This window comes from Cupriavidus sp. F041 (genome assembly GCF_057814235.1).
Map to the genome: position 1 here is coordinate 1,599,242 of NZ_JBVASY010000001.1, position 20,885 is coordinate 1,620,126.

The following is a 20,885-nucleotide window of genomic DNA, read 5'->3' on the forward strand; positions in this document are numbered from 1 at the left end:
GCGCAGCGGGCAAGCGAGGCCTGCTCCCGTACCGCAGTGCTAACCGCGCCCGTAGTTATCTTCGAACCGGACGATGTCATCCTCGCCCAGATAGGCACCGGACTGGACCTCGATGATTTCCAGCGGTGTCTTGCCCGGGTTCTCCAGCCTGTGCAGCGTGCCGATCGGGATATAGGTGGACTGGTTTTCGGACAGGATGCTGACCGTGTCGCCGCAAGTCACGCGTGCGGTACCGCGTACCACCACCCAGTGCTCGGCACGGTGGTAATGCATCTGCAATGAGAGGCTGGCTCCCGGATCCACGACGATGCGCTTGACCTGGAAACGCTCGCCGTGATCGATGGAGTCGTAGCAGCCCCAGGGGCGCTGGACCTTGCGATGATTCACCACCTCGCATCCGTGATCGGAGCGAATGCGCTGGACCACGTTCTTGACGTCCTGCACATGCGCCTTGTCCACGACCAGCACGGCATCCGCCGTCTCCACCACCACCACGCCCTGTACCCCGACGCACGCGATCAGGCGTCCCTCGGAATGCGCCAGGCAAGATGAAGCGCCATCGAACAGCACGCGTCCCCGCCCCACATTTCCCGCTGCGTCCTTGGAGGCGATATCCCAGATCGCGGCCCACGAGCCAACGTCGGACCAGCCAGCGTCCAGCGGCACCAGCATGCCGCTCACGCCGGGCAAGGCCTCCAGCTTCTCCATCACCGCGTAGTCGATGGAGTCCGACACACAGTCGCCAAAGGCTTCCTTGCCGATGCGGAACGTGTCGCCGCTGCGTTCGCCGGTCTCATATGCAGCACGGCACTGCTGGTACATTTCCGGCTGCAGCTGGCTGAGCGCCTTGAGCCAGACCGACGCCCGCACGACAAAAATGCCGGCGTTCCACCAGTAGTCGCCCGACGCCACATAGTGCTCGGCCAGTTCCAGATGGGGCTTCTCCACGAAGCGCTCGAGCGCGAAGGCCCCGCAATGCTCGTTCACGCCGGCGCGGATGTACCCGTAGCCGGTTTCCGGTGCAAGCGGGCGCACGCCCAGCGTCACGATGGCGCCCCAGTCGGCATGCTGTATCGCCGTCGCCAGTGCCTGGCGAAATGCTTCCGGATCCGCCACGCTGTGGTCTGCCGGGGTCACTACCAGGACGGCATCGGCGGTCTCGCCCAGGCCGCCGGCCGCGTGCAGCGCGGCCATCGTCAGCGCGGGCGCTGTATTGCGGCCGCAAGGTTCGGAGAGGATCCGCGCGGGCTTGCCGGCTCGCTTCATCATCTCCGCGATCATGAAACGGTGGTCCTCGCCGCAGACCACCATCGGCGCCACTTCCTTGCCCGCCGCACGGCCGGCCAGTTCCGCCAGGCCGTCGAAGCGGCGCGCGGTGGCTTCCAGCAGCGTGTCATCGGCAACCAGGTTCAGCAACTGCTTGGGATGCTGCTCGCGCGACAGCGGCCACAGCCGGGTGCCGGCGCCGCCGGCCAGGATGACTGGCTGGATCGCGGTCATCGGCATGGACTGCACGCCTGCATCGGCGGACACTGCTATCGCCGCGCCGTCCGGCTGGTGCGCGTCCCGAGTCGTTGCGTTCATCTTGCCTCCTTGCCCGCCGCGGCCCGGAAAGGCCGCGGATACTCGCCACGTGCGCGGAACACGGACTGTGCCTTCTTCATCCGGGGGATCACCGGCGCGCATGCACTCGCGCCGCGCAGCGCTGGGGGTAACGCTTCCGGACGTGAGGCCCGCCTGGGCCGGACAGTCCGGCGCATGCTGACAGCCAGTGTAGGAAGCGGGAGCGGGGGTATCTGTTCGCTGCCGCACACGCCAGCCGCCCGGCTGTCCCCGCGCAAATGCCTTTGCCATTGTCGTGCCCTCTGTTGGGCAACGAACGGATGGAAAGCGCCAATACGGCTGCAATGGCAGCAAAGGCGTCTACCGGTTTTCGACGGACCGGGCGGCGCGGCAACAGACGCAGGAGGCGGAAGATGAAACGGGACGCTGCACTCATAAGCGGCGGCGGCGCGGGCAATATGGCGCGGGCAAGGCCGCGTGCCACCCGCCCGGCGGAGCTTTCGACCAGTACAGCCGCTACCGTAAGCCATCCGCACGCGCTGCATGGCGCGGACGCGATCTGGCAGGAAACCAACTGCTATATGGACCTGTGGATCGAGCTGTTGCATGGCCGGGGACTCGATCCCCGTGCCGCGCTGCCATTCACGGTGACGCAGGATTTCGAAGGGGACCATTTCACATTCTTCAAGTATCCGCAGATGGATCTGGAGTTGCTGTACGGCACGGTGGTGCAGGAAATGCCGGTCTATGACACGCTCGAGGCCCACGTCGTCGCACAGGTCGGCCGCGGCCATACCGTGCTGGTGGAATTCGACAGCTACTACCTGCCGGACGCACGCGCGACCGCCTATCGGCGCGAGCACGTCAAGACCACGGTGGCAATCGACCGCATCACGCCAGCGGCGCAGGAGCTTGGCTACTACCACGGCCTTGGCTATCACACGCTGGCCGGAGAGGACTACCGCGGCGCCATGCGGCTTACGCCCGAACTGAGCGGCAACGGCAACATACTGTTTCCCTACGCCGAGTTTGCCCGGCAGGCGAGAGCGCCGCTGCGCGCCCGTGCGCTGGTCAATGCTTCGGTGTCGCTGATGCGCCACCACCTGACCCGCCGCCCCGAAGCCAATCCGGTCAGCCAGTGGCGCAAGGTTTTCGGTGGGCAGATGGAAGTCCTGCTGGCGCGTGGCGAAGCCTACTTCCACCAATACAGTTTCAACCTGCCGCGGCAGCTCGGTGCCGGTTTCGAGTTGCTTCATCATTATCTTGGCTGGTTGGCCGAGCATGATTACAGAATCCCGGCAGCGGCGGCACTTGCGGCCCGCGCCGTTGCCACCGAATGCAAAGTGTTGCAATTCCGCCTGGCGCGGGCCGTGGCGCGCCGGCGGCATGACGACTGCGCGGACTGCCTGGAAACGCTCGAGGCGTCCTATGATCGCGCCATGGCCGCGCTGGTCTCGGCGTTCGGCTGTGCAACTCGCCTTCACGCCTGAGGCCAGCGCCAGCATGCCAGCCCCGGTGCGCCGGGGTCCGCTCTGTTCAGGCGTGCGCCAGGGCAGGCAGCAACCGGTCGTACTCGCGTTTGACGAGCTTGTAGCATTCGCAGGATTGCTTCTCGAGCCCGCAACGGTCCAGCACGGTGATATGCCCGCGGCTGTGGTGGATGAGTCCGAGGTCCTCCAGCTTTCCGGCTGCCTCTGTCACGCCTTCGCGCCGGACACCGAGCATGTTCGCAATCACCTGCTGCGTGATCACAAGCTCGTTGGAACTCATCCGGTCGCTCGCCAGCAGGAGCCAGCGGCACAATTGCTTGTTGAGGGAGTGATGACGGTTGCAGGCCGCGGTCTGGGCGATCTGCGTCAGTACCGCCTGCACGTAGAGCAGCGTCACGCGCTGCAGCACCGGTGTGCGCATCAGCTCATTGCGCAGATCGCGGGCTGCGATGCGATAGGCGAAGCCCGGGCTGCGCACTTCCACACGGCTGGGCATGGTATCGCCGCCGGTGACGACCGGGATGCCGACCAGGCCCTCGTTGCCGATGGCCGCGAACTCGACCGTGGCACCATCCTCGAGCAGCGAGAGCATGGAGACCACCGCCGTGGTGGGAAAGTAGACATGGACGATGCGCTGTCCCGAATCCGTCAGCAACTCCCCCGCGCGAAGCCTGACCAGTTCGAAGTGCCGGCACAACGCCTCCCACTCGTGGCGCGGCAACGCGCTGAGCAAATGATTGACATGCAGATCTGACCGATGCGTGATCATTTTCGGACCTCCCTTGGACCCTAGGATCACGGCTGGTGCCAGCAGGACATCCTGAAGTCCTCACCTTATGACTGGGCACCACTGACAATGCCGTTCCACCCGTTGCAATCTACCGCTGACTTCCTGCCAGCTGGTGTATCTGTATTAAGCGCCACGCAACTCCGTTGTGACACCGGACAGACGGCTAGTACTAGATCATCCCTTGGTTGGTTGGAGATGGCACGGGCGGACACCGGCGGTCGTGCCCGCTTGGGCGCACATGCGAGGCCCGGCGGCTGCGCAGGCCATGCCAGGAGCGGGAATCAGCGGAGCGTCCTATGCGTTGTAGCTGACCGGCCGGTCCGCGTTGATGGCGTGAATCTCACCCGAAGGGATGAGCGCACCCGGGGCGGGGGAGCCGCCTTCATGCATAAGGCGGATACGCCGGCTCTCGCCGGGAGCAAGATGAAACCAGTCTTGTGCGGGTTGAAAGACATGATCTTCGATATGCACCCAGCGCGCGAAGCGCTGCGTGCTGATTGTGAGCCACCATTCACCCGCCACGCGTTCGACTACAACTTTCAGGCCAGGTGGCTTCAGCGCGCTCGCCCTGCGATCCGGCAGGTAAGCCACCTGGCTCAGCAGTGCGCCATCGGCCGCTTCAAGCGAGGCTACGACGACGTCGTGCGCCGGCGGACCAAACCGATAGGCGTAGGTGAAATCGAAGAACACATCCATCAGCGACGCGGCCTCGATGCGGTGCGCTTCGCGCGGGGCAAGCACGAGGTCCTGCGTGGCTTCGGCCACCACCGTCTCGCCGTCTCGGTAGCAGCGCAGCGACAAGCGCACCTGGTGCGGCTCCGGCGATTCGTTGAGCAGATGCAGGTGCAAGCCGTTGAGCCCCTCGTCCGTGAACAGCAACTGCAGCGGCTGCCAGACCTGCCGCAAGGCATGCCAGGCCGATTTGGGACGCGCGCATGCGTCGACGATGCCCCAGCCCGGCCCCGGCAGGAGATCCTGCAGCTGCCAGACCAGCCCGCCCGCGCAGTTGGAGCCCACACGCCGCCATTCGCTGAAGACATCGGTCATGATCTCGGCCACCACCGCGCGTGACAGCGCCAGATAGCGCGCCGGCCGTTCGTAGCGCAGGTGGGGTGGATCGACGTCATACAGCGTACGCAGATAGAAGTCGCGCACGTCCTCGAAATCCCACGGCGCGCCGGCATCGCGCGGCACACGTGCCTTCCAGCGCGGATCGTGCAAGGGCTGGCCAAGGTCGTGCTCGGCCAGGGTGCGCTGGCAAGGTACGTTGGCAAACGCCAGGCATTCCGTGGCGAAACGCACATTGGCGAGACGCGCGTCCGTCAGGGGGCGCTGGTAGGCGCCCACGCCGTAATAGTGGCTGACGCCGGTATCGGGCTGGAAGGGCCATGCGCCTTCGCAAGGAGAGTTGCGCACGTAGACGACATCCGGCCTGTGCGCGGCCACCAGGCCGGGGATCAGCGCTTCGAACAGCGGCTGGCGCCAGGCCGTGCGCGCCGCCCCCATCATGGCAGCTTGCTGCTCGGCCTCGCTGCCGCCGCACAACACCGCGACGCTCGGATGCGCGCGCGTGGAAACCAGCCACTCCGTCACCTCGCACGCGGCGTCGTCCATCAGCGCGGATCCCGCCATGCCGTCGCTGCTGCCATAGTCGAAATTGGCGAACATGAAGTCCTGCCACACCAGCAGGCCGAGTTCGTCGCAGATCCGATAAAAGTTCTCGCCCGGATAGCAGGTGACGCCGCTCACACGCACCATATTCATGCTGGCCCTGCGAGCCAGCGCCAGCCAACGTCCGACCGTCTCCTGCGCATCCGACAGGCCGTACAGGTCGTGGCTCGACACGCACGCGCCACGGCAGAAGAGCCGCTCGCCGTTGATGCGCAAGGCAAAGGCGCCTGGCACGGCGCCGCGGTCGGCCTCGATGGTGCGAAAGCCGATGCGGCCGCATGCCAGCGTGCCGCCCTGCAGCGTGGCATCTATGCGGTAGAGATAGGGCTCGCCGTGCGTGTGCGGCCACCACAGCCTGGCATGGGCAATGCGCAGTGTGCCAGCCAGCGTGTGGGCATCCACGCGCCGCAACTGGCCCGCGCAAAGCGGCTCACCGTCACCATCGACGGCACTGAAACTGCCATGCTCGGGCGCTTCTCCCGGAAAAAGCAGCCGCAGGGACACCACGCCCTCATGCCCCTCGATCCGGCTGGAGAGATCGGCGCGCATGCCTTGCGACGCATCGTCGCTGGCCGGGTCAAGCAGTTCGACCGGGCGCCACGGCCCCACGGCATGCACCGGGGGGCACCAGCCGGCCATATGGCCGAGCAAGGTGGTGCGCACCGCGCGCAAGGTCGCTGGCGCGATCATCCGTGGCTTCCAGCGGACCGCGCCGCGCTGTGCGCGCAGCCACGGATACATCGCGCGAAAGCACAGGTGCAGTGTATTCTCGCCCGCCAGCTCGACTTCGATCTGATGGCTCACGAACATATGGCGCGTGGTAAGCACCAGCGCGCCGTTCATCCACACCTCGGCCAGCGTGGCCAGGCCGCTGAACCGCAGCACGCGGCGGCCGCTGCCCGTGAAGTGCACGCGGTACCAATGATCGCGCTGGTGCAGCGGTGGTGGCGCGGCATCGTCCCATCGGCCGGCGGCACGCAAGGCGCCCGCCACGGTACCGGGCACGGGGGCAGCCAGCCAGCCGGCGCCCTCCGGCAAGGCGGCCGGGCTCCCGGCGGCGCCGGCGGAGGTTTCGAGCCAGGCCCACTGCCCGGACAACGGCACGCCTTTCACCGCGACGCCGGGCATTGCCGGCAAGCCGCGCTGCTCGGGTGCGAAGTCGCGCACACTCACCCGCCAACCTCCCCGAAGTAGGCCGCCAACGCCGGCACCGTCGCCTTGTAGGACATCTCGAGCTGATCGAAGCAATCCTGGCAGGGATCGGGCTTGCGGCTGATGACGGCACGCATCAGCCGGAACTGCATCACCATGGCCTCGGAGGCAATGGTGTAGCAAGCCTCGGCGATGGTGTCCGGCAGCGGCTGGCCATGCATCACCAGCCAGCGCAGGTAGCAACCCAACAGCTCGAAATTGGCGCCCAGCTGGCGCAACACGCTCGACGCATAGGCCTGGAAGCCCGGCTCCCCACGCCCCATCATCTGGTCCAGGTGCGCGGGGAAAACCGTGCGAAAGGCACTGATGGGATTGACCCGCGGCCGCCGTGCCAGGTGACGGCGCAGCATGTCAAGCGAGATCCGCACCAATGCGGCATCGGTCTGGGGAGCAAAGCGGCGCCGTACCACTCTCGCTTGCGGATATGGCGCGATATTCTTGTCCTTCAGTTCCGCCGGTAGCCGGAAGATGGCCTGGTACTCCTCGCCGCTGACAGTGTGGTAGCCGTCGCCGTGGTAGTAACCGGCGGTCGAGGCCTCCGGCACCAGCAGGTCCACACCGATGCAGGAACGCGCATGCTGGCGCCGGTAGCCAACGGCGGCGGCATACGGCAGGTTGAAACTGTCGACATCAAGCAATACCACGTTGCCGCGGCATGTCTGCGCGGCAATGTGCCCCTCCAGGTTGTCGTACACGGACAAGTCGTGCACGGTGACACCATAGAGCCGCTCGAGATCGCCAAACGGGAAACTGAATAGCGTGAACTGATCGCCCTCGAAATCCTGGCTCACGGTAAATGCCAGTGCGGCGATGGACTCGAGTTCCCAGCCATGCAAAAGCTCTATCCACAGATCGACATTGCAATTTGCGTGCGACCACACCGGGTTCCCGCCGCGCAGACCGAGACCGCCGCGGCCGCCCAACTTGGGGGTTCCATGCATTACGCGCTCCAGAGCCGCTCGCGCACGCCTCGCGGCCAGCGCGCCGGATCGAGTCCATGGTGACGCAGCAGGGCAAGCCCGAGCCGCTCGACGCCAAAGCCCACGCAACCGGTATGGGCAATGCCACCGTCGTCTGTCCGGATGCCCCACAAAACGCCGAAATGGTCCATATGGTAGTTGAAGCTCATACAGGCGGTAGGCGGCGCCCCGTCATTGACGGGAATCAGCAACTCGAACTTGAGCCTGAGCTCGCGCTGGCTGTCGGCCACGATCTTGCCCCCGCGCCCGAAGAACGGATCATTGGCCACGTCGACTTCCACCGGGAGCTGGAGCGCCTTGCCCAGTTGCAGCCCGCGCTCCATCCATAGCAGGCGGAATGCCACGATGCGCTCGGCCGGCCCCAGGCACACGTATTCCCTCTGCCGGAACAACTGCATCCGCGTCGGCTCCAGCGAGGGCTCGTGCCGATAGCAATAGGAGAGCACATCGACCACCTTGCCCTGCCACGGCAGCGGTCCGCGGCGCGCCATCACCGGGTAGACCGGATAGCAGGCTGCCGGAGTCAACACCACGCCAGAGAATGCCTGCTGGTCGGTCCACGCATCGCCATCCTCCAGCCGTGCAAGCAGGCGGCGGTGGCCACGCTCGTCGCCGCAGAAGCTGTGGACGGTGCCCGCCAGCTGGGGAAAGCTCTTCATGTATTCACTGGTCTCGAAGTCAGCCTGTCCGATGGCGGGCGGAAATCGCAGGATCTCAGCGTGCTGGTCGCTGCCGAGCGCGGTGATCGCCGCGTTCAGGCCGTCGGCAATGGCTTCGAAGGTCTCGCTGCGACCGTACAAGCCCTGCACGCCGGTCGGGATCAGGAGGCCTGCATCGAGCAGCGCCGCAAGAAACGTCGCCTGTCCGGTACGGGGCGCCGGTGGCTCGTCGGCGCCGCTCTTGGCCAGGGTGTCGCTGATAAGGGCAATGGAATCCATCTTGTTTCTTTCAGGAACGATCTGCCAGCAGCAGGTTGGCGGTGTTGGCCAGGATACGGTCGTTATTGATCATCAGGGGCGCGGACCACAGATCACGCAGATGACGGCCGAGACTATAGGGCGTGCCATGTTTGTAGCCGGCCATGCCGCAAACCAGCATGGCCTGGTGCACCACCTGCAGCGCCATCTCCGAGACCGAAGTCTTCAAGCCGTTCATCTCAGCCGCGAGCGAGAACGAAGCCGATACCGATGCAGCAACGTGACGCTGGCGCTGACGCGCAAGGGCTAGCCCGAGCCGCCCTTCGATCATCTGCAACTGGCTCACCGCTTCCGCGACATGGGATGCCGAGGGCGGCAGCGAACCCGGTCGCGCCCGCGCCTGCCCACGGAAGAGATTTTTTGCGCGCTGGACCGCGTCGCCTGCGATGCCAAGCCAAAGTGCGCTCCAGAGGATATGCGAGACCGGCGTCATGGTGACGTCGGCGATCTCGCCGAACGCAACGGGCAATACCTGGGCAACCTGCCCGGCCGCTTCAAGCCGGAAGCCGTTGCTGCAGGTGCCGCGCATACCCAGCGTATCCCAGGTATTGAGGCACTGAAGCGTGTAGTCGCCGTGCATCACGCACACCAGTACCTGGTCCGACGGCGAAGCATCGGCGTGCCGCCGCGCAGTCACGAGGATGCCATCCGCGTACGCACCGTATGAGATGGTGGGCGCGATCTTCAACAGGTGGAAATGCTCGCCGTCGGCGTCGACCGCGCAGCCGCTATTTCGCAATGCGCCCCCGATGGCTTCCTCCGATGTGGCGGAGGCCAGCAGGAGCTGCTCGGCCGCGACGCGGGCAAGCAGGCTTTCATGCCACGGACTGCCCACGCCATGCCCGGCCACGCATGCCACCTGGATCTGGTGCATGGCGTAGATCATGCCGGTGGACGAGCAGGCGGCGCCGAGGATCTGGCAGATGGCCGCAATGGTATCGAGCGATGCTCCCGCACCGTCGTATGCGGTCGGCACCATGGCGCCAAGCAGTCGCTGATCACGCAGGGCGGCAAGGGCCTCTTGGGGAAACCTTGCCTCGCGATCTACCTGGTCCCCGTGCTCCGCCGCCACCTCGGCCACGACATGAGCGGCAGCAATCAGCGCCTCGCTGGAGGCCGGATCCACGCCAGGATGCGCCAGCTCCACCCTGGCCAGCGGCGCGCTCACGCTGCCTCCTGCTGCTTGATCTGCCGCACCGCAGTGGCTAGCGAATCAATGCTACGGAACAACTGCCGCGTCAGCATCTGGTCCGGAATCTCGATATCGAAGGCGTTCTCGATGGCAAGCATCACATGCACGGTCGCCAGGGACGACAGGCCTACCTCATAGAGATCTGTGCCATCGTCCAGCTGGTCTGCCGGAACCGTGAGTCTTGCCACGTCGCCAAGGATGTGACGGATCGTTGCTTTCATGCTGATCTCCAGCGATTGATACGGGAGCCATTGAACACGGAATCGCCTTGGCGGGGCGTGCGTTCCCCCACCCATGGCGCGGCAATCGGGGGGGTCGCACGAACTCAGAACGCGCTCTTGCCGGTCCATCCGTGCACTGCCGTTCGCAGGATGATGGAGATGTCCAGCTGGAATGACCAGTTGCGGATGTAGTAGATGTCGAACTCGACGCGCTTGCGCATCTTCTCGACGGTGTCGGTCTGGCCGCGCAGGCCATTGATCTGCGCCCAGCCGGTGATGCCTGGCTTGACGCGGTGCCGGAGCATGTAGCGGTCGATCAGCTCCTTGTAGAACTCATTGTGTTCCATCGCATGGGGACGTGGACCGACCACCGACATCTCGCCCCGCAGCACGTTGAGGAATTGCGGCAACTCGTCCAGGCTTGTGCGGCGCATGAAGGCGCCGATGCGAGTCACGCGCACGTCATCGCGCGTGGCCTGTGTCACACCGGCCTCCTGGTGCACCACCATGGTACGGAATTTGTAGACATTGAACGGAGAGCCGTCCATACCGAGCCTTCTCTGGCGGAACAGCACAGGGCCCGGCGAAGACAACTTGACCAGGAGTGCGATGGTCAGCAGCATCGGCGACAGGCCAAGCAGCACGCACAGCGCGAAGACCCGGTCGAAGCTCGCCTTCAACAGCCCTGTGATACCGGATACGGGCGGACTGTTCAGGTCGATCACCGGCATGCCGAGGAAATCGCTGAATCGGTGGCCGAGCAGTTCCACCGACATGATATCGGGCACCCAGCGCACGTCGACCATGTCATTGCGGAACTGGAACACCACGTCATAGAGGTCGCGGCATGCCGCCATCGGCAGCGTCAGCCAGATTTCGCGCACGCCATTGCTGCGCACAAAGGCACAGACATGCTCCAGCGACTCGAGCCGCGCTACGCCCACTGGGATCGGCTTCTCGCGCTCGTCGTAGATGCCGACCACATCGTAGCCCGCGCCACGGATGCGCTGCACGCGCTGGTACAACTCATTCCCGAGCGTCCCATAGCCGAGGATGACCACGCGCTTGGCGTTGAGGCCTTGTTCACGCACGCTGCCAAGCATGCTGTACAGCACCAGGCGCGACGCCACCAGCGCGGCGGCGACGCTGAGCAGCCAGGTCATGGACCACAGCCGGGAGAGCGCGGCAACCTGGTGCATCAGGAAGACTGTGACCAGGCCCAGGAGACAGACCGCACACCATGCTGCCACCGTGCGCAGCGCCAACGCAGCCAGGCTGCGGCCGCGCCAGGAACTGTAAAGGCCGCAGGCGGGAAACACCAGCAATGCACCCACCGCGCACAGGGCGATGAGGAAACCGTGCACCGGTGAGGCACCGCGGATGCCCTGGGGGAAGAGCAGGGCACCGACCGCCACGCCGCAGGCCGCGATGATGACCGCATCGGCGATGCGGTACATGATTTGCAGGGCGGCTTGCCGCTCGGCTACAAAGGCTCGGACTGTCGACATGATTGGCCTCCACCTGGCAAACCCAAGCAGTGATGAAGACCATGATTGCGCCGCAAGGGCGCCACGTCTGTTTGCTTACGCACACAGAGGCCGGCCCCGGCCCCGGCCAGCGTCAGCGCATCAGCGGCACCGGTGCGAGGTGCGTCAACACCTGCTCGTGCCCGCTTTGCAATGCCCAGGAGCTCCATTGTCCGCGCTGGAAGGGCTTGTCGCGCCCGGCCAGCCGGGTCGCGAGCACCTCCAGCCAGTGATGCGTAGGCGCGGCGACGCCCGTGACGGGTACTGCCAGCAGCAGCACAAGCACCAGGCTTGCTGCCACGACCGGGGCCGAGCGTACCGGCCGTGCCGAGCTCAGGATAAAGGGCAGGCTCACGCCAAAGCCAAGGATGAGTCCGCTCAGGACTTCCGAGCTGGAGTGCGCGTCCAGTTCCAGTCGCGAAAAGCCGACCAGCAACGCGAGCAGCATGCCCATGCAGCCGGCGCCAATCGCAAGGCGTTGCCACGCGTTCGGGACCAGCAGATAGAGCAGTACCGGCAGTACCGATGCGGCCATCATGCTATGCCCTGAGAAACCAGTGAAATCGAGCGCGGCGCTGCCGATGCCCCAGCCCATGAACGCCAGCTTGGAGACCAGCACCATCGCGGCCGCCACGCCGAAGCTCAGGAACCACCGCCACGCGCTGGCGATAGCGTGGGTGTGGAAGAGCCAGGCGGCGATCAGCATCGCCCCCGGCAGCAGCAGGGAGGTCTCGCCGAAGCGGGTGATGATTTGCCAGTTAAGCATGATTGCGTCGAGGATCGAGTACGCGAGAAAAGTAACACAGTTGAGCCATTTTCCAGTCCCCGCCACCGGCCGGCGGCAACATCTCCACCCAGCCAAAAGCATGACAAGTCGCAGATGTGCCGGACACGTTAAGCGGTTGGTCCGTTGCGCCCATTGGGTTGGCGGACATCGCAGGCGCTGTGGCCGACACGCGGTGCGCTGCGTGGCGGATGCGGCTTCTGGTCGATAGGCGTGCCGCAGCAGTTTGACTATCGTCTGAAGAGTGGCCCGCCGAGCGGAATCGTGCCGGCCACTTTAGAGCCCGCATGGTCCCCCGGTCGGCGGGCTCTTTTTTTTACTCGCAGTTCCACGGCAAGCGTGCCGATACCGATCGATGCCAATGGCGGGCGGGCCGCCAGTCCCGTGCCGGAACAAAACAAATAGGCCACGGTCCGCCACTTGTGCTACGCGGCTGTTACCGTGGCCATCAAGATCCGGCGCAGCTCGCGCTGCAACCGAAATGCGCGTGTGCGCATCCGGATTGGCATACGCACCGGATCGCTCCGGTCCCCCGAACACGCGCTTTTCGCCTCCCCCTTTGTCTTGCCGCCGCCTTGCCGCGTCGCGATGCTCTCCGATCGTATCGCCTTGCCTGGCTCGTTAGCGCCGCCGCTAGCCTGTGGCCACGTCATTGCGGCCATCGCGTGCCTGCTCGCTCGCTACCACCACGCAATACTCATGGCGGGCAATCAGTTCAGCCCTGACGGTTGCCACCTGCCGGCGCGCTTCCTGCTCGCCGGCGAAGGTCGCCGCGGCAATGGCTGCCTCCTCGCAGCTATAGCGCCGGCCATGCAGTTCGCCGCGATAGAGCAGCGGCCCATCGCGTCCGGTCGTCAATCTGATTTCGTAGCAGCATGCCCACTTGCCCCGGCCTTCGGGCACGGCGAAGCCGCGCACAACCAGGATGTCCACTCCCGCGTCCATATGACCCCCTCTGCAACGCGCGGCGGCCGTATTGAATTTGATATTCCCGACTTCGTTACCCGCGCGCCTTCAGCATAGTTGCCAGCGCGGCCGCCCGCCCTCATCCCCTTGCCGTAGACCCACCTGAACCAATGGGGGAAGGAGCCGGCGCGGGCGTCATGGAGAAGGCTCTGCGGGGGAAGCACTGGCCGCCGGCGCGGACCAGCGCCACCGCCGCTTGCGCCTGCTCGGGCGTGGCCGGCACTGTCAGGCACCCGCTCGCGCCAAGGCGGGCGGCATAGCTTGCCACCCCGGCGCCGGGCGCCTCGCACAGGATCAACCAGCGCCTTGGCGCCAGGCGCGCGCAGAGGGCATCGACAAGGACCTGCGGATCGGCGTCCGTGCCGCTGCAATCCAGCAGCGCGAAATCCACTGGCGCCGGAGGCATTTCCGCCGCTGGCGCATCCAGTAGCCATTCGGGAGTCTGTGTCAATACCGGCGTGAGTGATGAGAGTTCGCGAAGGTGGCGCAGCAGTCCGCGGCGCAGCATCATATTGTGGGCAAGCAGGAGCGTTGTCATCGACTCGGGTGGACGCGGGTGGACATCCGGCCGGCAAGCACAGGGATCGCCTATCGCATGCGGCACTTGTCAAAAGCGTAGCAACTACAACAAAGCGCCGCCTCGTGCGTTTGGATGAGGCGACTCATGCCAACGATTGAAGCGCTTGCGGGTTTCCGTGCCCCCGCGGGCCAGGCGGGGGGCAGGCACCGCGTTGCTCAGGCAGCCGCCTGGCAAACAGCGGCGAAATCAACCAGTTGGGCGGCGCCGCGAATCGGCGCGGCGGCAGCCGGGCCTGGCCAGCTCAGTTTCGCGCCGCGCTGCAACGCCACGTAGACCGCCTCGCCCTTGTTGCGTACGTGCAGGCGTTGGTACAAGGTGCACGCATGGGTCTTGGCCGTGGCCACGGAAATGTTCAGCAAGCGGCTGACTGTCTTGATCGGATAGCCGCGTGCCAGCAGGGCCAGCACCTCGTACTGGCGTTCGGTGATGTTAAGCAGATGCGAGCCCACTGATGGCGTTTCTGGCTCCGGCGCCACATCGGATGCGCGGCGCGACGGATGTTGAGCTGCGCCTGCGACCTCGCTATCCGCCTGGCCGGGCCCGGCCCGCACTTGCAGCGCCGTTGCGGCGGGGCGTGCATTGTCGGTCGGCCACGGCGAGACGCCATCGGTGCCGTGCGCCGCCTGGGCGCACGCGGGAAAACACTCGCCATCGGCCAGAACAAGGCGGATCGCCGCGTCGAGCATCTCGGCGCTGCAACCCTTGGACAACACGCCTCGCACATTGTCTGGCATCCGAGCGCCGATCGACTGGGATGGGATCTGGTCCGACAACACCAGAATCCGCCTGGGCATCAAGGTCTGGCAGATGTCTCCCAGAGACTGCCAGCCTGCATCCTGGTCCGGCGGCAAACCATAGACCAACAAATCGGCATGGCAAAGCCATTCGGCAGGATGGGGCAGGGAAGTCGGATCGATGTCGACCAGATCGCCGTGAAGCCCAGATTGAGTTAACAGATGGCGCAGACCCAGGCGCAGCAGAGGATGTGGCTCGATCAAGAGGATTGTGGCCATGACCGCTCTCTTTTTTTGTTTCGGCATGGCGAGCCCCGCGACAACCCGCGCATGCTAACGGAACTGACCGCTATGCTGCGGTTGCAGCCCCATACGATCCGTCTCGTCTCCAGGTCATGGCAGCACACCCGTCCAGGTCTCGCTGCCCGACTGACCATCCCGTGGAGTCGTTTCGAATCGCCCCGTTTGCGTTTTTTACGCTTTAGATGTTTCTTAATTCAGAGTTAAAGAACTCTAACTCTGGGTATCAGGATATGCACAGGTGAGGGTGAATGCAAGGGAGGGTTACACGCTTCAAAGTGTGTCGCGCGATGCCAACTGCGCCATGTACGCTACCGAACCGCGCGGGGTCGAAACCTGTGACATGCGCGATCTGGGGATAGCCGCATGGATTCGGCGTTATAATTATCGGCATTGGACTTCACTATGCATTTCTACCCGGATGCATTTAGCGATTGCTTAAGTGCCTTATGAATCAATATCTTAGCTGCCCGTTTGGGCGTTGTCATGCAGCCCGGTAAGGCCCCCAATCTGAGCCTCACCCGCAGCGAATTTGCGGCCGTCCGCGCCTACGTGCAGGGTATGCCGGCCGCGATGGTTGCCGGGCGCTACCTGTCCGACGACGGCGATGACGACGCCGGTGGCGAGTCCGCACTGCGCTTGCTGCTCGGCCTGCGTGACCGCATGGTACAGCTGGCGCACCTTCATAACCGGCAGGATCTGGCCGAGTTGCTCGAGCTCGGCCCCGGCCGCTCCAACCGGGGCATGGACCGGCGCGTGGAAGCCCTGGCCGAACTGGAGCGGCTCGGCACCGCCCGGCCGCGTGCGGATCATGGCATCGAGCTATGGTTTTCTCCCGCCCTGGCGCGGCGTTTGCGCGCCCAAAAGATATCCAATCTGCATATTCTTGTTGAACTTGCCAATCGCCACGGAAGTGCGTGGTGGCGCTCGGTTCCGCGTATCGGGGCGCTCGCCGGGACGGTCATCAACCGCTGGCTGGCCGATCATCGCGATGTCGTCAGGGACGAGCGGGGTGAGCCGCTGCTGCGCGAGCATTTTGGCGCCCAGGGCCGCTTGACGGAGGCCGCCCTGGGGCCCCGCCTGCGCCAGCTTGTGCCGTTTGAACTCATGCGCGAGGAAGGATCCGCGACGACGCAGGCAGCCCAATATAATAGTGCCTCAATAGGCTCTTTTGGTAGCGATCTTGCGGCCGTCCGCGGGTGGCTTGCAGCCAATCGTGCGCAACGAAGTACGTGGTTGGCCTATCGCAAGGAAGCCGAGAGGCTGTTGCTCTGGTCGGCAATGGACCGGCGTAAGCCGTTGGCCGCGTTGGACCGCCAGGACCGTCTGGAATACTTCGGGTTCCTGCGAAATCCCGGCCCCGTCCGGCTATGGGTCGGACCGCGCGCTCCCAGGGACTCGGCAGCGTGGCGTCCGTTCACCGGTCCGCTGTCGGAAAGCAGCGTGCTCCACGCGTCGCGGATCCTTGGAGCGCTATTTGAGTGGCTGCAGATTCAGGGGTATCTCGCGGACCATGTCTGGCAGCCCGAGACACGGGTCAACGTGCAACGTGCCGCGGTGCCGGCCGGCGTGGGCAGCCCGCTCTCGCTCGATTCCCTTTCCCGGTTTCTGGAGTGGCTGGCTGCTCGGGGGCGGGACGCCGAGGGGCTCCGGTACCGTGCTGCCGAGGCCGCGGTTCGCTTGCTGCAGGAACAACATATTGGTTTTGCCGACCTGACGACGTTCACGCGCGAAAAGATCGGCATGGCCGGCGATCACGGCTGCGGAGCGGAGGCCCTCAGCGCTCCGACACGCACCGCGCTGGAGCGTCACTGGCAGGACCGCGGACTGGACTGGCACAGTCAGGCTGGCCAACCGATCGTGCTGGTGGGACCTCCCCGGCTGCCACCCACCGGGCGCGCCAGGCGCAAGGCGGACATGTCACCGGGTGCCGGTTACTCGGTGCGGGGCCTGCACGCGCTGTTGAGCCAGGCGATCGAACGCTATCGGGAAGAGGAAGATGAAGGATTCGCGGCGCGCTCTCCGCGTGATCTTGCTGGGCGGCGAACCCGCATGACGCGCGCCGGCGCGCGCGGGCAGGATGCAGCGATATCCGCAGGGTCCGCGGCCGGCATCGTCGAGTCTGGGACACCGGCCATCGGATGACCCTTCGTGGACGAACGTGCCGCGGCGACCGTCCCCTGTGTTGCTACCCTGCCGTCAGCCGGCAGGCTTGTCCAGGTCGAAGCGTGCCTTGAGTGCCTCAACCAGGGCTTCGCGGGCGCCGCGATCGCCCACCTGCACGTCCAGCATCACGCGGCCGGAATCCCACTCCTTGATCGTCCCCAGCAAAAGGCCACCATCGCTTCGGATCTTATATTGGCGACTGATTTCCTTGATCTTGCGCGCCTTTCCTTCCTGTGCATGCTTGCGAATGGCCTCGACCTCGCGGCTGGACAAGCCTTCCGCCATGATCCGGGCAGCGAGGTCGCGGGTACGGTCCTCGCCCACGATCTTGCAATAAAGAGTCAGCTCATAGCCGGTCGCAATGCCGATTGCACTGGGCCGCTCGCGCATGACACCCAACACAGAATCCGGGAGCCTTAACAACGCCAGGGTCTTGTTGACGGTCCCGGCGGACATGCCGGTCAGCTCGCAGATATCTTCCTCCTTCTGAACCTTGCCCTCGTCGAGGAGTTGCCGCCACGCGATCGCATTGTCCAGCGCCGACTGGTCGGAACGCTGTTCATTGAGCAGGAAGGACAAGCGGTAGAAATCGAGATCGCTCAGGTTGCTCTCGATGAAACATTCCATCTCGAGCTTTCCCGCCGATGCCAGCGCGCGCTTGCGGTAATGGCCGTCGATCAGGATGTAGTGCCCTGGACGCGCCGGGTCCGGCGTAGCCAGGCCCGGGGTCTTCTGGCCATGCGTGGCTATGGATGCGGCTCGCTCCTGGACTACGACCGGATCATAGATACGGCGCGCATTGAACGGGTTGTCGTGCAGTTGCGCCAGCGGAACCTTCATCAGGATCCGCCCGTCCCCCTCGTCCTCCGTCTCACTTTCAGCGCTGAAAATGGGAGTCGGCTCGCGGCTGCGCGCTTGCAAAAGACCATTGGGATGCTGCGAAATTGCCGCTTCGGCACGGGCAAAGCGGTCGAGCGCGTCGCCCCGCGTCTTTTCGGCCGCCATTCCAGCCAGCATGCCTGCCTTGAGGCTTTTCAATTTTGTTGCCATACCTATTGCTCAATCAAAGACAAGACTTCGTCGACCATCATGTCGACTTCCTGCACGGACTCGCGCGCGCCCGCCACACCATGCACCGTGCACCCGATCGCCTGGCATTCGCGGAAAGCCGAACGCGAGCCGATCATGGAATGCATCAGGGGCACCTCCGAATCGTCGCCCAATATTTCAATCGCCTGGCGCGCGATGGAAACGCGCCGCTGGACCATGTTTGCCATCACGCGGATGCGGAGCGTCTCGTTCTGGACCTGCGCATGCTGGGCCAGCGTCTTGGCCGCCACGGCAGCCCAGAGATCGGGAGGAGACGGAACAACGGGAATGATCGCCAGATCGGAGATCAACAAGGCGCTTGAGGGCGCCGCCGAATGCACGGCTGGCGGGCAGTCGACCACGATGTAATCGTAGTCCTGCACAAACTTCCTGACCTCGCGATGCATGGCGCCCCCGGATGGGGCCAGGCCGATCACCGACGCAGGAAAGGGTCGCTCGTCGCTCGCCTGCGCGGCCCACCGCGTGGCGGTGCCCTGCTCGTCCATGTCTACCAGCATCGAGCGTGCGCCGCGCAAACCGAGCGTGCCTGCGAGATGCATGCTGACCGTGGTCTTTCCGCACCCGCCTTTCTGGTTAAAGACCGTGATGATTTTTGCTGGCACTAAGACCTCTCTTTCAGCGCTGAAAGCGCGATTAACTCTAGCCGCAACTTTAGTCAAAGTGACGTGCTGGCTCAACTGTTTTTTGAATATATATTTAAAATATAAAATTAGTGGAAACATTTCGCGTTATGGAAATGAAAGATTTCCACTTGAAATGCGGCATGGAATACGCCTAAAGTAGCGATAGTGCGTCTTTCGACGCACATGACACAACTAGACAAACTGGTTATGATGCCCGCTACAGTCGAGTCAAGTCGTGTCACCTCGTCGGCGTCCGTTCGGTAACTACGAGAACTTAGCGTGCTTGAACGGTTGTTAGCGTTGTTAGCGTTGTGTACAAGAACTTGCTTCGAAAGGAAATTCACATGGCAACCGGTACGGTCAAATGGTTCAATGAGACCAAGGGCTTTGGCTTCATTACCCCGGATGACGGCGGTGCGGATCTGTTCGCGCACTTCTCCGAAATCCAGGGTTCGGGCTTCAAGACGCTCAAGGATGGTCAGCGCGTCACGTTTGAAGTAAAGCAGGGCCCGAAGGGCTTGCAGGCATCCGCCATCAAGCCGGCCTGATCTCACGAATCACGCCGAAATCGCCGATCACGCGAGGCTCCCGGGCCATGCGTGGTCAGCAAAGCAAAAGGCAAGCGTTTTCGCTTGCCTTTTGTGTTTACACTGCCAAAAGGCCGCGCCTCCCCTACCGCTTGTTCTTGAGCACAGTTTCCGCGACGGTCCCCCATCGGAAGTGCCCGCCAGGCAAGACCCGCGGACAGCCACGACGCTTCCCTTTCTCCGCAAGCACTGATGCCCTCCAGAAACGAAAAACCCGCGCGCTGGAGCAGCCCGCGGGTTCCGCACCACATGTGGCAAGGGTCAGGCCAGCTTGCGAACGCTGGTCCTGGAGGGCTGCAGGATCAGCGCCTTGGAGGAATCGGCGTCCACCTTGGCGCCTGGATAGACAACCAGCACATCCTTAAGCGCCTTGCGGAACAGCGCTCGGAATTTACGCTCGCTCTCAGTTTCCGTGCCGAATTGCATCTGCAAGGCTTCCCAGGGGATTTCCGTGCGGCGCTGGATCGTGAAAAAGCGATAGGTTAGCCAGGAGTAAACATCGAGCGCGAACGGGGATTGCTTGAGTGCTTTCAACGCACGCATATCAACCGGAACCGGCCGGTTAACCAGTTCATTGAAAAACGGCTCGGACAAGACCACGAAACTCTCAAACATGGACCCCTGGCCAGGCTGCATGGGATCCCACCACGTCGACAGCTGGTCTGCCAGCAGGTAGCCAACACGGTCAATTGAAAGAGGCTCGTGGCTCTGGTTTTGGTTCTGGCTGGGCGTTGACTTGTTCTGGACGATCGCAATAGTGGCGGAGAACAGACGGATCATCTGTTGCCGCACCAGGGTCATGGTGCCGCGTTTACCTCCTGTGGCCATCGGGATGCCCAGGTTGTACATGAACTCGGACAAGGAGTTGCCAAGCGAGATGCGACGGTCCTCTACGGTCCCCGTAAACTCGCCCCGCTTCTTCTTGGCCATGATTTCCTTGCCGATCCAGGCAAGCATGAGGCGCGGATAGGAGCCGTAGGGATACCCGAGCGACACCGTCTCGGATACCAGCTTCTGGCGACCATTGCTCGCTTTTTCTGAACGCTGCTGGGTGAAATAGCCAGGCTGGATCATCAGCGAAATATTCCCGCTGGTCCGCGTCCACACTGGGGGAGCGCCCTTTGGCGCTCGGTAAGGCAGGGTGACTTGCACGCTGGCCCGGCTCAGAAAGCCGACTTCTCCGCTTTGCCAGGCGTCTTCACGCTCCATGGCCTGGGCTTCATCAAAGAGCCGCTGGAATTTCTCGGACGGAACCAGACTGTTCTCGTCACCGGGAACGATGATGCGGGAGGGCTCACTGTCCACATCGGCGGGACCGCGGGACCCAAGGATGGTCTGGTTGCGTTTGATCGGCATATTGGCGTGCTTCGGAATACCCGACTTTTTACGCGAAGCCAACAACCTTGTCACGCA

At 64.1% G+C, this 20,885-nt stretch carries 18 protein-coding genes; 3 read left to right on the forward strand and 15 right to left on the reverse strand.

Translation table 11 applies throughout. The features are described 5' to 3' along the window. Positions 1-39 precede the first annotated feature (39 nt). Positions 40-1,506 (reverse strand): mannose-1-phosphate guanylyltransferase/mannose-6-phosphate isomerase, encoded by a 1,467-nt coding sequence (locus ACZY0R_RS07275; RefSeq protein WP_045236532.1) that lies wholly within the window; start codon positions 1,504-1,506, stop codon positions 40-42. A gap of 470 nt (positions 1,507-1,976) precedes the next feature. On the opposite strand from ACZY0R_RS07275, the gene ACZY0R_RS07280 reads away from it, so the two are divergent. Next, positions 1,977-3,053, forward strand: a complete 1,077-nt coding sequence (locus ACZY0R_RS07280; protein WP_488857780.1) for a DUF1839 family protein — start codon at positions 1,977-1,979, stop codon at positions 3,051-3,053. A 46-nt stretch (positions 3,054-3,099) separates the two neighbouring features. Here the strand turns inward: ACZY0R_RS07280 and ACZY0R_RS07285 are convergent, their stop codons facing one another. The 11 genes from ACZY0R_RS07285 to ACZY0R_RS07335 all read right to left on the reverse strand — a co-directional run bounded on the left by ACZY0R_RS07285 (position 3,100) and on the right by ACZY0R_RS07335 (position 14,965). Continuing rightward, the gene (locus tag ACZY0R_RS07285) at positions 3,100-3,822 is read right to left on the reverse strand and encodes a Crp/Fnr family transcriptional regulator (RefSeq protein ID WP_045236422.1); all 723 of its coding nucleotides are present in this window, start codon (positions 3,820-3,822) and stop codon (positions 3,100-3,102) included. A 315-nt stretch (positions 3,823-4,137) separates the two neighbouring features. Continuing rightward, positions 4,138-6,642: a glycosyl hydrolase 2 galactose-binding domain-containing protein gene (locus tag ACZY0R_RS07290; RefSeq protein WP_488859557.1), complete on the reverse strand. Its 2,505-nt coding sequence runs from the start codon at positions 6,640-6,642 to the stop codon at positions 4,138-4,140. A gap of 41 nt (positions 6,643-6,683) precedes the next feature. Beyond that, positions 6,684-7,667, reverse strand: a complete 984-nt coding sequence (locus tag ACZY0R_RS07295) for a DUF1839 family protein (protein WP_488857781.1) — start codon at positions 7,665-7,667, stop codon at positions 6,684-6,686. Beyond that, positions 7,667-8,644, reverse strand: a complete 978-nt coding sequence (locus ACZY0R_RS07300) for an amino acid--[acyl-carrier-protein] ligase (protein ID WP_488857782.1) — start codon at positions 8,642-8,644, stop codon at positions 7,667-7,669. Before ACZY0R_RS07300 ends, ACZY0R_RS07295 begins: the two co-directional genes overlap by 1 nt. Before the next feature lie 10 nt (positions 8,645-8,654). Then, on the reverse strand, positions 8,655-9,851 hold the full coding sequence (locus ACZY0R_RS07305; RefSeq protein ID WP_488857783.1) for an acyl-CoA dehydrogenase family protein: 1,197 nt from the start codon (positions 9,849-9,851) through the stop codon (positions 8,655-8,657). Continuing rightward, complete coding sequence (locus ACZY0R_RS07310; RefSeq protein WP_488857784.1) at positions 9,848-10,096, reverse strand: acyl carrier protein; 249 nt, start codon at positions 10,094-10,096, stop codon at positions 9,848-9,850. The genes ACZY0R_RS07305 and ACZY0R_RS07310 overlap by 4 nt, the downstream gene beginning before the upstream one ends. A gap of 104 nt (positions 10,097-10,200) precedes the next feature. Beyond that, complete coding sequence (locus tag ACZY0R_RS07315; protein ID WP_045236427.1) at positions 10,201-11,604, reverse strand: undecaprenyl-phosphate glucose phosphotransferase; 1,404 nt, start codon at positions 11,602-11,604, stop codon at positions 10,201-10,203. A 112-nt stretch (positions 11,605-11,716) separates the two neighbouring features. Next, complete coding sequence (locus tag ACZY0R_RS07320) at positions 11,717-12,388, reverse strand: phosphatase PAP2 family protein (protein WP_045236428.1); 672 nt, start codon at positions 12,386-12,388, stop codon at positions 11,717-11,719. A 651-nt stretch (positions 12,389-13,039) separates the two neighbouring features. Then, the gene (locus ACZY0R_RS07325; RefSeq protein ID WP_488857785.1) at positions 13,040-13,351 is read right to left on the reverse strand and encodes a hypothetical protein; all 312 of its coding nucleotides are present in this window, start codon (positions 13,349-13,351) and stop codon (positions 13,040-13,042) included. 100 nt (positions 13,352-13,451) lie between these two features. Beyond that, positions 13,452-13,910, reverse strand: a complete 459-nt coding sequence (locus ACZY0R_RS07330) for a hypothetical protein (protein WP_045236430.1) — start codon at positions 13,908-13,910, stop codon at positions 13,452-13,454. A gap of 197 nt (positions 13,911-14,107) precedes the next feature. Beyond that, positions 14,108-14,965 carry a response regulator transcription factor gene (locus ACZY0R_RS07335; RefSeq protein WP_488857786.1) on the reverse strand — a complete coding sequence of 286 codons (858 nt, stop codon included), beginning with the start codon at positions 14,963-14,965 and terminating at the stop codon, positions 14,108-14,110. A gap of 507 nt (positions 14,966-15,472) precedes the next feature. Here ACZY0R_RS07335 and ACZY0R_RS07340 point away from each other — a divergent pair. Beyond that, positions 15,473-17,131, forward strand: a complete 1,659-nt coding sequence (locus ACZY0R_RS07340) for a phage integrase family protein (RefSeq protein ID WP_488857787.1) — start codon at positions 15,473-15,475, stop codon at positions 17,129-17,131. 54 nt (positions 17,132-17,185) lie between these two features. Here the strand turns inward: ACZY0R_RS07340 and ACZY0R_RS07345 are convergent, their stop codons facing one another. Together ACZY0R_RS07345 and ACZY0R_RS07350 are read right to left on the reverse strand one after the other, a co-directional pair. After that, on the reverse strand, positions 17,186-18,202 hold the full coding sequence (locus ACZY0R_RS07345; protein ID WP_488857788.1) for a ParB/RepB/Spo0J family partition protein: 1,017 nt from the start codon (positions 18,200-18,202) through the stop codon (positions 17,186-17,188). Positions 18,203-18,204: 2 nt separating this feature from the next. Continuing rightward, complete coding sequence (locus tag ACZY0R_RS07350; RefSeq protein WP_035875292.1) at positions 18,205-18,864, reverse strand: AAA family ATPase; 660 nt, start codon at positions 18,862-18,864, stop codon at positions 18,205-18,207. Between the two features lie 365 nt (positions 18,865-19,229). Here ACZY0R_RS07350 and ACZY0R_RS07355 point away from each other — a divergent pair, with 365 nt between their 5' ends. Further along, a complete protein-coding gene (locus ACZY0R_RS07355) occupies positions 19,230-19,433 on the forward strand; it encodes a cold-shock protein (protein WP_006159056.1) in 204 nt (67 codons plus the stop codon). A gap of 300 nt (positions 19,434-19,733) precedes the next feature. Here the strand turns inward: ACZY0R_RS07355 and ACZY0R_RS07360 are convergent, their stop codons facing one another. Next, the gene (locus tag ACZY0R_RS07360; protein ID WP_035875187.1) at positions 19,734-20,828 is read right to left on the reverse strand and encodes a replication protein RepA; all 1,095 of its coding nucleotides are present in this window, start codon (positions 20,826-20,828) and stop codon (positions 19,734-19,736) included. Positions 20,829-20,885 lie beyond the last annotated feature (57 nt).

Coding starts and splice junctions, on each gene's coding strand:
- ACZY0R_RS07300 (WP_488857782.1), bottom strand. CDS start 8,644: ATGGATTCCATTGCCCTTATCAGCGACACCCTGGCCAAGAGCGGCGCC.
- ACZY0R_RS07290 (WP_488859557.1), bottom strand. CDS start 6,642: ATGCCCGGCGTCGCGGTGAAAGGCGTGCCGTTGTCCGGGCAGTGGGCC.
- ACZY0R_RS07280 (WP_488857780.1), top strand. CDS start 1,977: ATGAAACGGGACGCTGCACTCATAAGCGGCGGCGGCGCGGGCAATATG.
- ACZY0R_RS07340 (WP_488857787.1), top strand. CDS start 15,473: ATGCAGCCCGGTAAGGCCCCCAATCTGAGCCTCACCCGCAGCGAATTT.
- ACZY0R_RS07315 (WP_045236427.1), bottom strand. CDS start 11,604: ATGTCGACAGTCCGAGCCTTTGTAGCCGAGCGGCAAGCCGCCCTGCAA.
- ACZY0R_RS07320 (WP_045236428.1), bottom strand. CDS start 12,388: ATGCTTAACTGGCAAATCATCACCCGCTTCGGCGAGACCTCCCTGCTG.
- ACZY0R_RS07355 (WP_006159056.1), top strand. CDS start 19,230: ATGGCAACCGGTACGGTCAAATGGTTCAATGAGACCAAGGGCTTTGGC.
- ACZY0R_RS07285 (WP_045236422.1), bottom strand. CDS start 3,822: ATGATCACGCATCGGTCAGATCTGCATGTCAATCATTTGCTCAGCGCG.
- ACZY0R_RS07295 (WP_488857781.1), bottom strand. CDS start 7,667: ATGCATGGAACCCCCAAGTTGGGCGGCCGCGGCGGTCTCGGTCTGCGC.
- ACZY0R_RS07360 (WP_035875187.1), bottom strand. CDS start 20,828: ATGCCGATCAAACGCAACCAGACCATCCTTGGGTCCCGCGGTCCCGCC.
- ACZY0R_RS07275 (WP_045236532.1), bottom strand. CDS start 1,506: ATGCCGATGACCGCGATCCAGCCAGTCATCCTGGCCGGCGGCGCCGGC.
- ACZY0R_RS07345 (WP_488857788.1), bottom strand. CDS start 18,202: ATGGCAACAAAATTGAAAAGCCTCAAGGCAGGCATGCTGGCTGGAATG.
- ACZY0R_RS07330 (WP_045236430.1), bottom strand. CDS start 13,910: ATGACAACGCTCCTGCTTGCCCACAATATGATGCTGCGCCGCGGACTG.
- ACZY0R_RS07325 (WP_488857785.1), bottom strand. CDS start 13,351: ATGGACGCGGGAGTGGACATCCTGGTTGTGCGCGGCTTCGCCGTGCCC.
- ACZY0R_RS07310 (WP_488857784.1), bottom strand. CDS start 10,096: ATGAAAGCAACGATCCGTCACATCCTTGGCGACGTGGCAAGACTCACG.
- ACZY0R_RS07335 (WP_488857786.1), bottom strand. CDS start 14,965: ATGGCCACAATCCTCTTGATCGAGCCACATCCTCTGCTGCGCCTGGGT.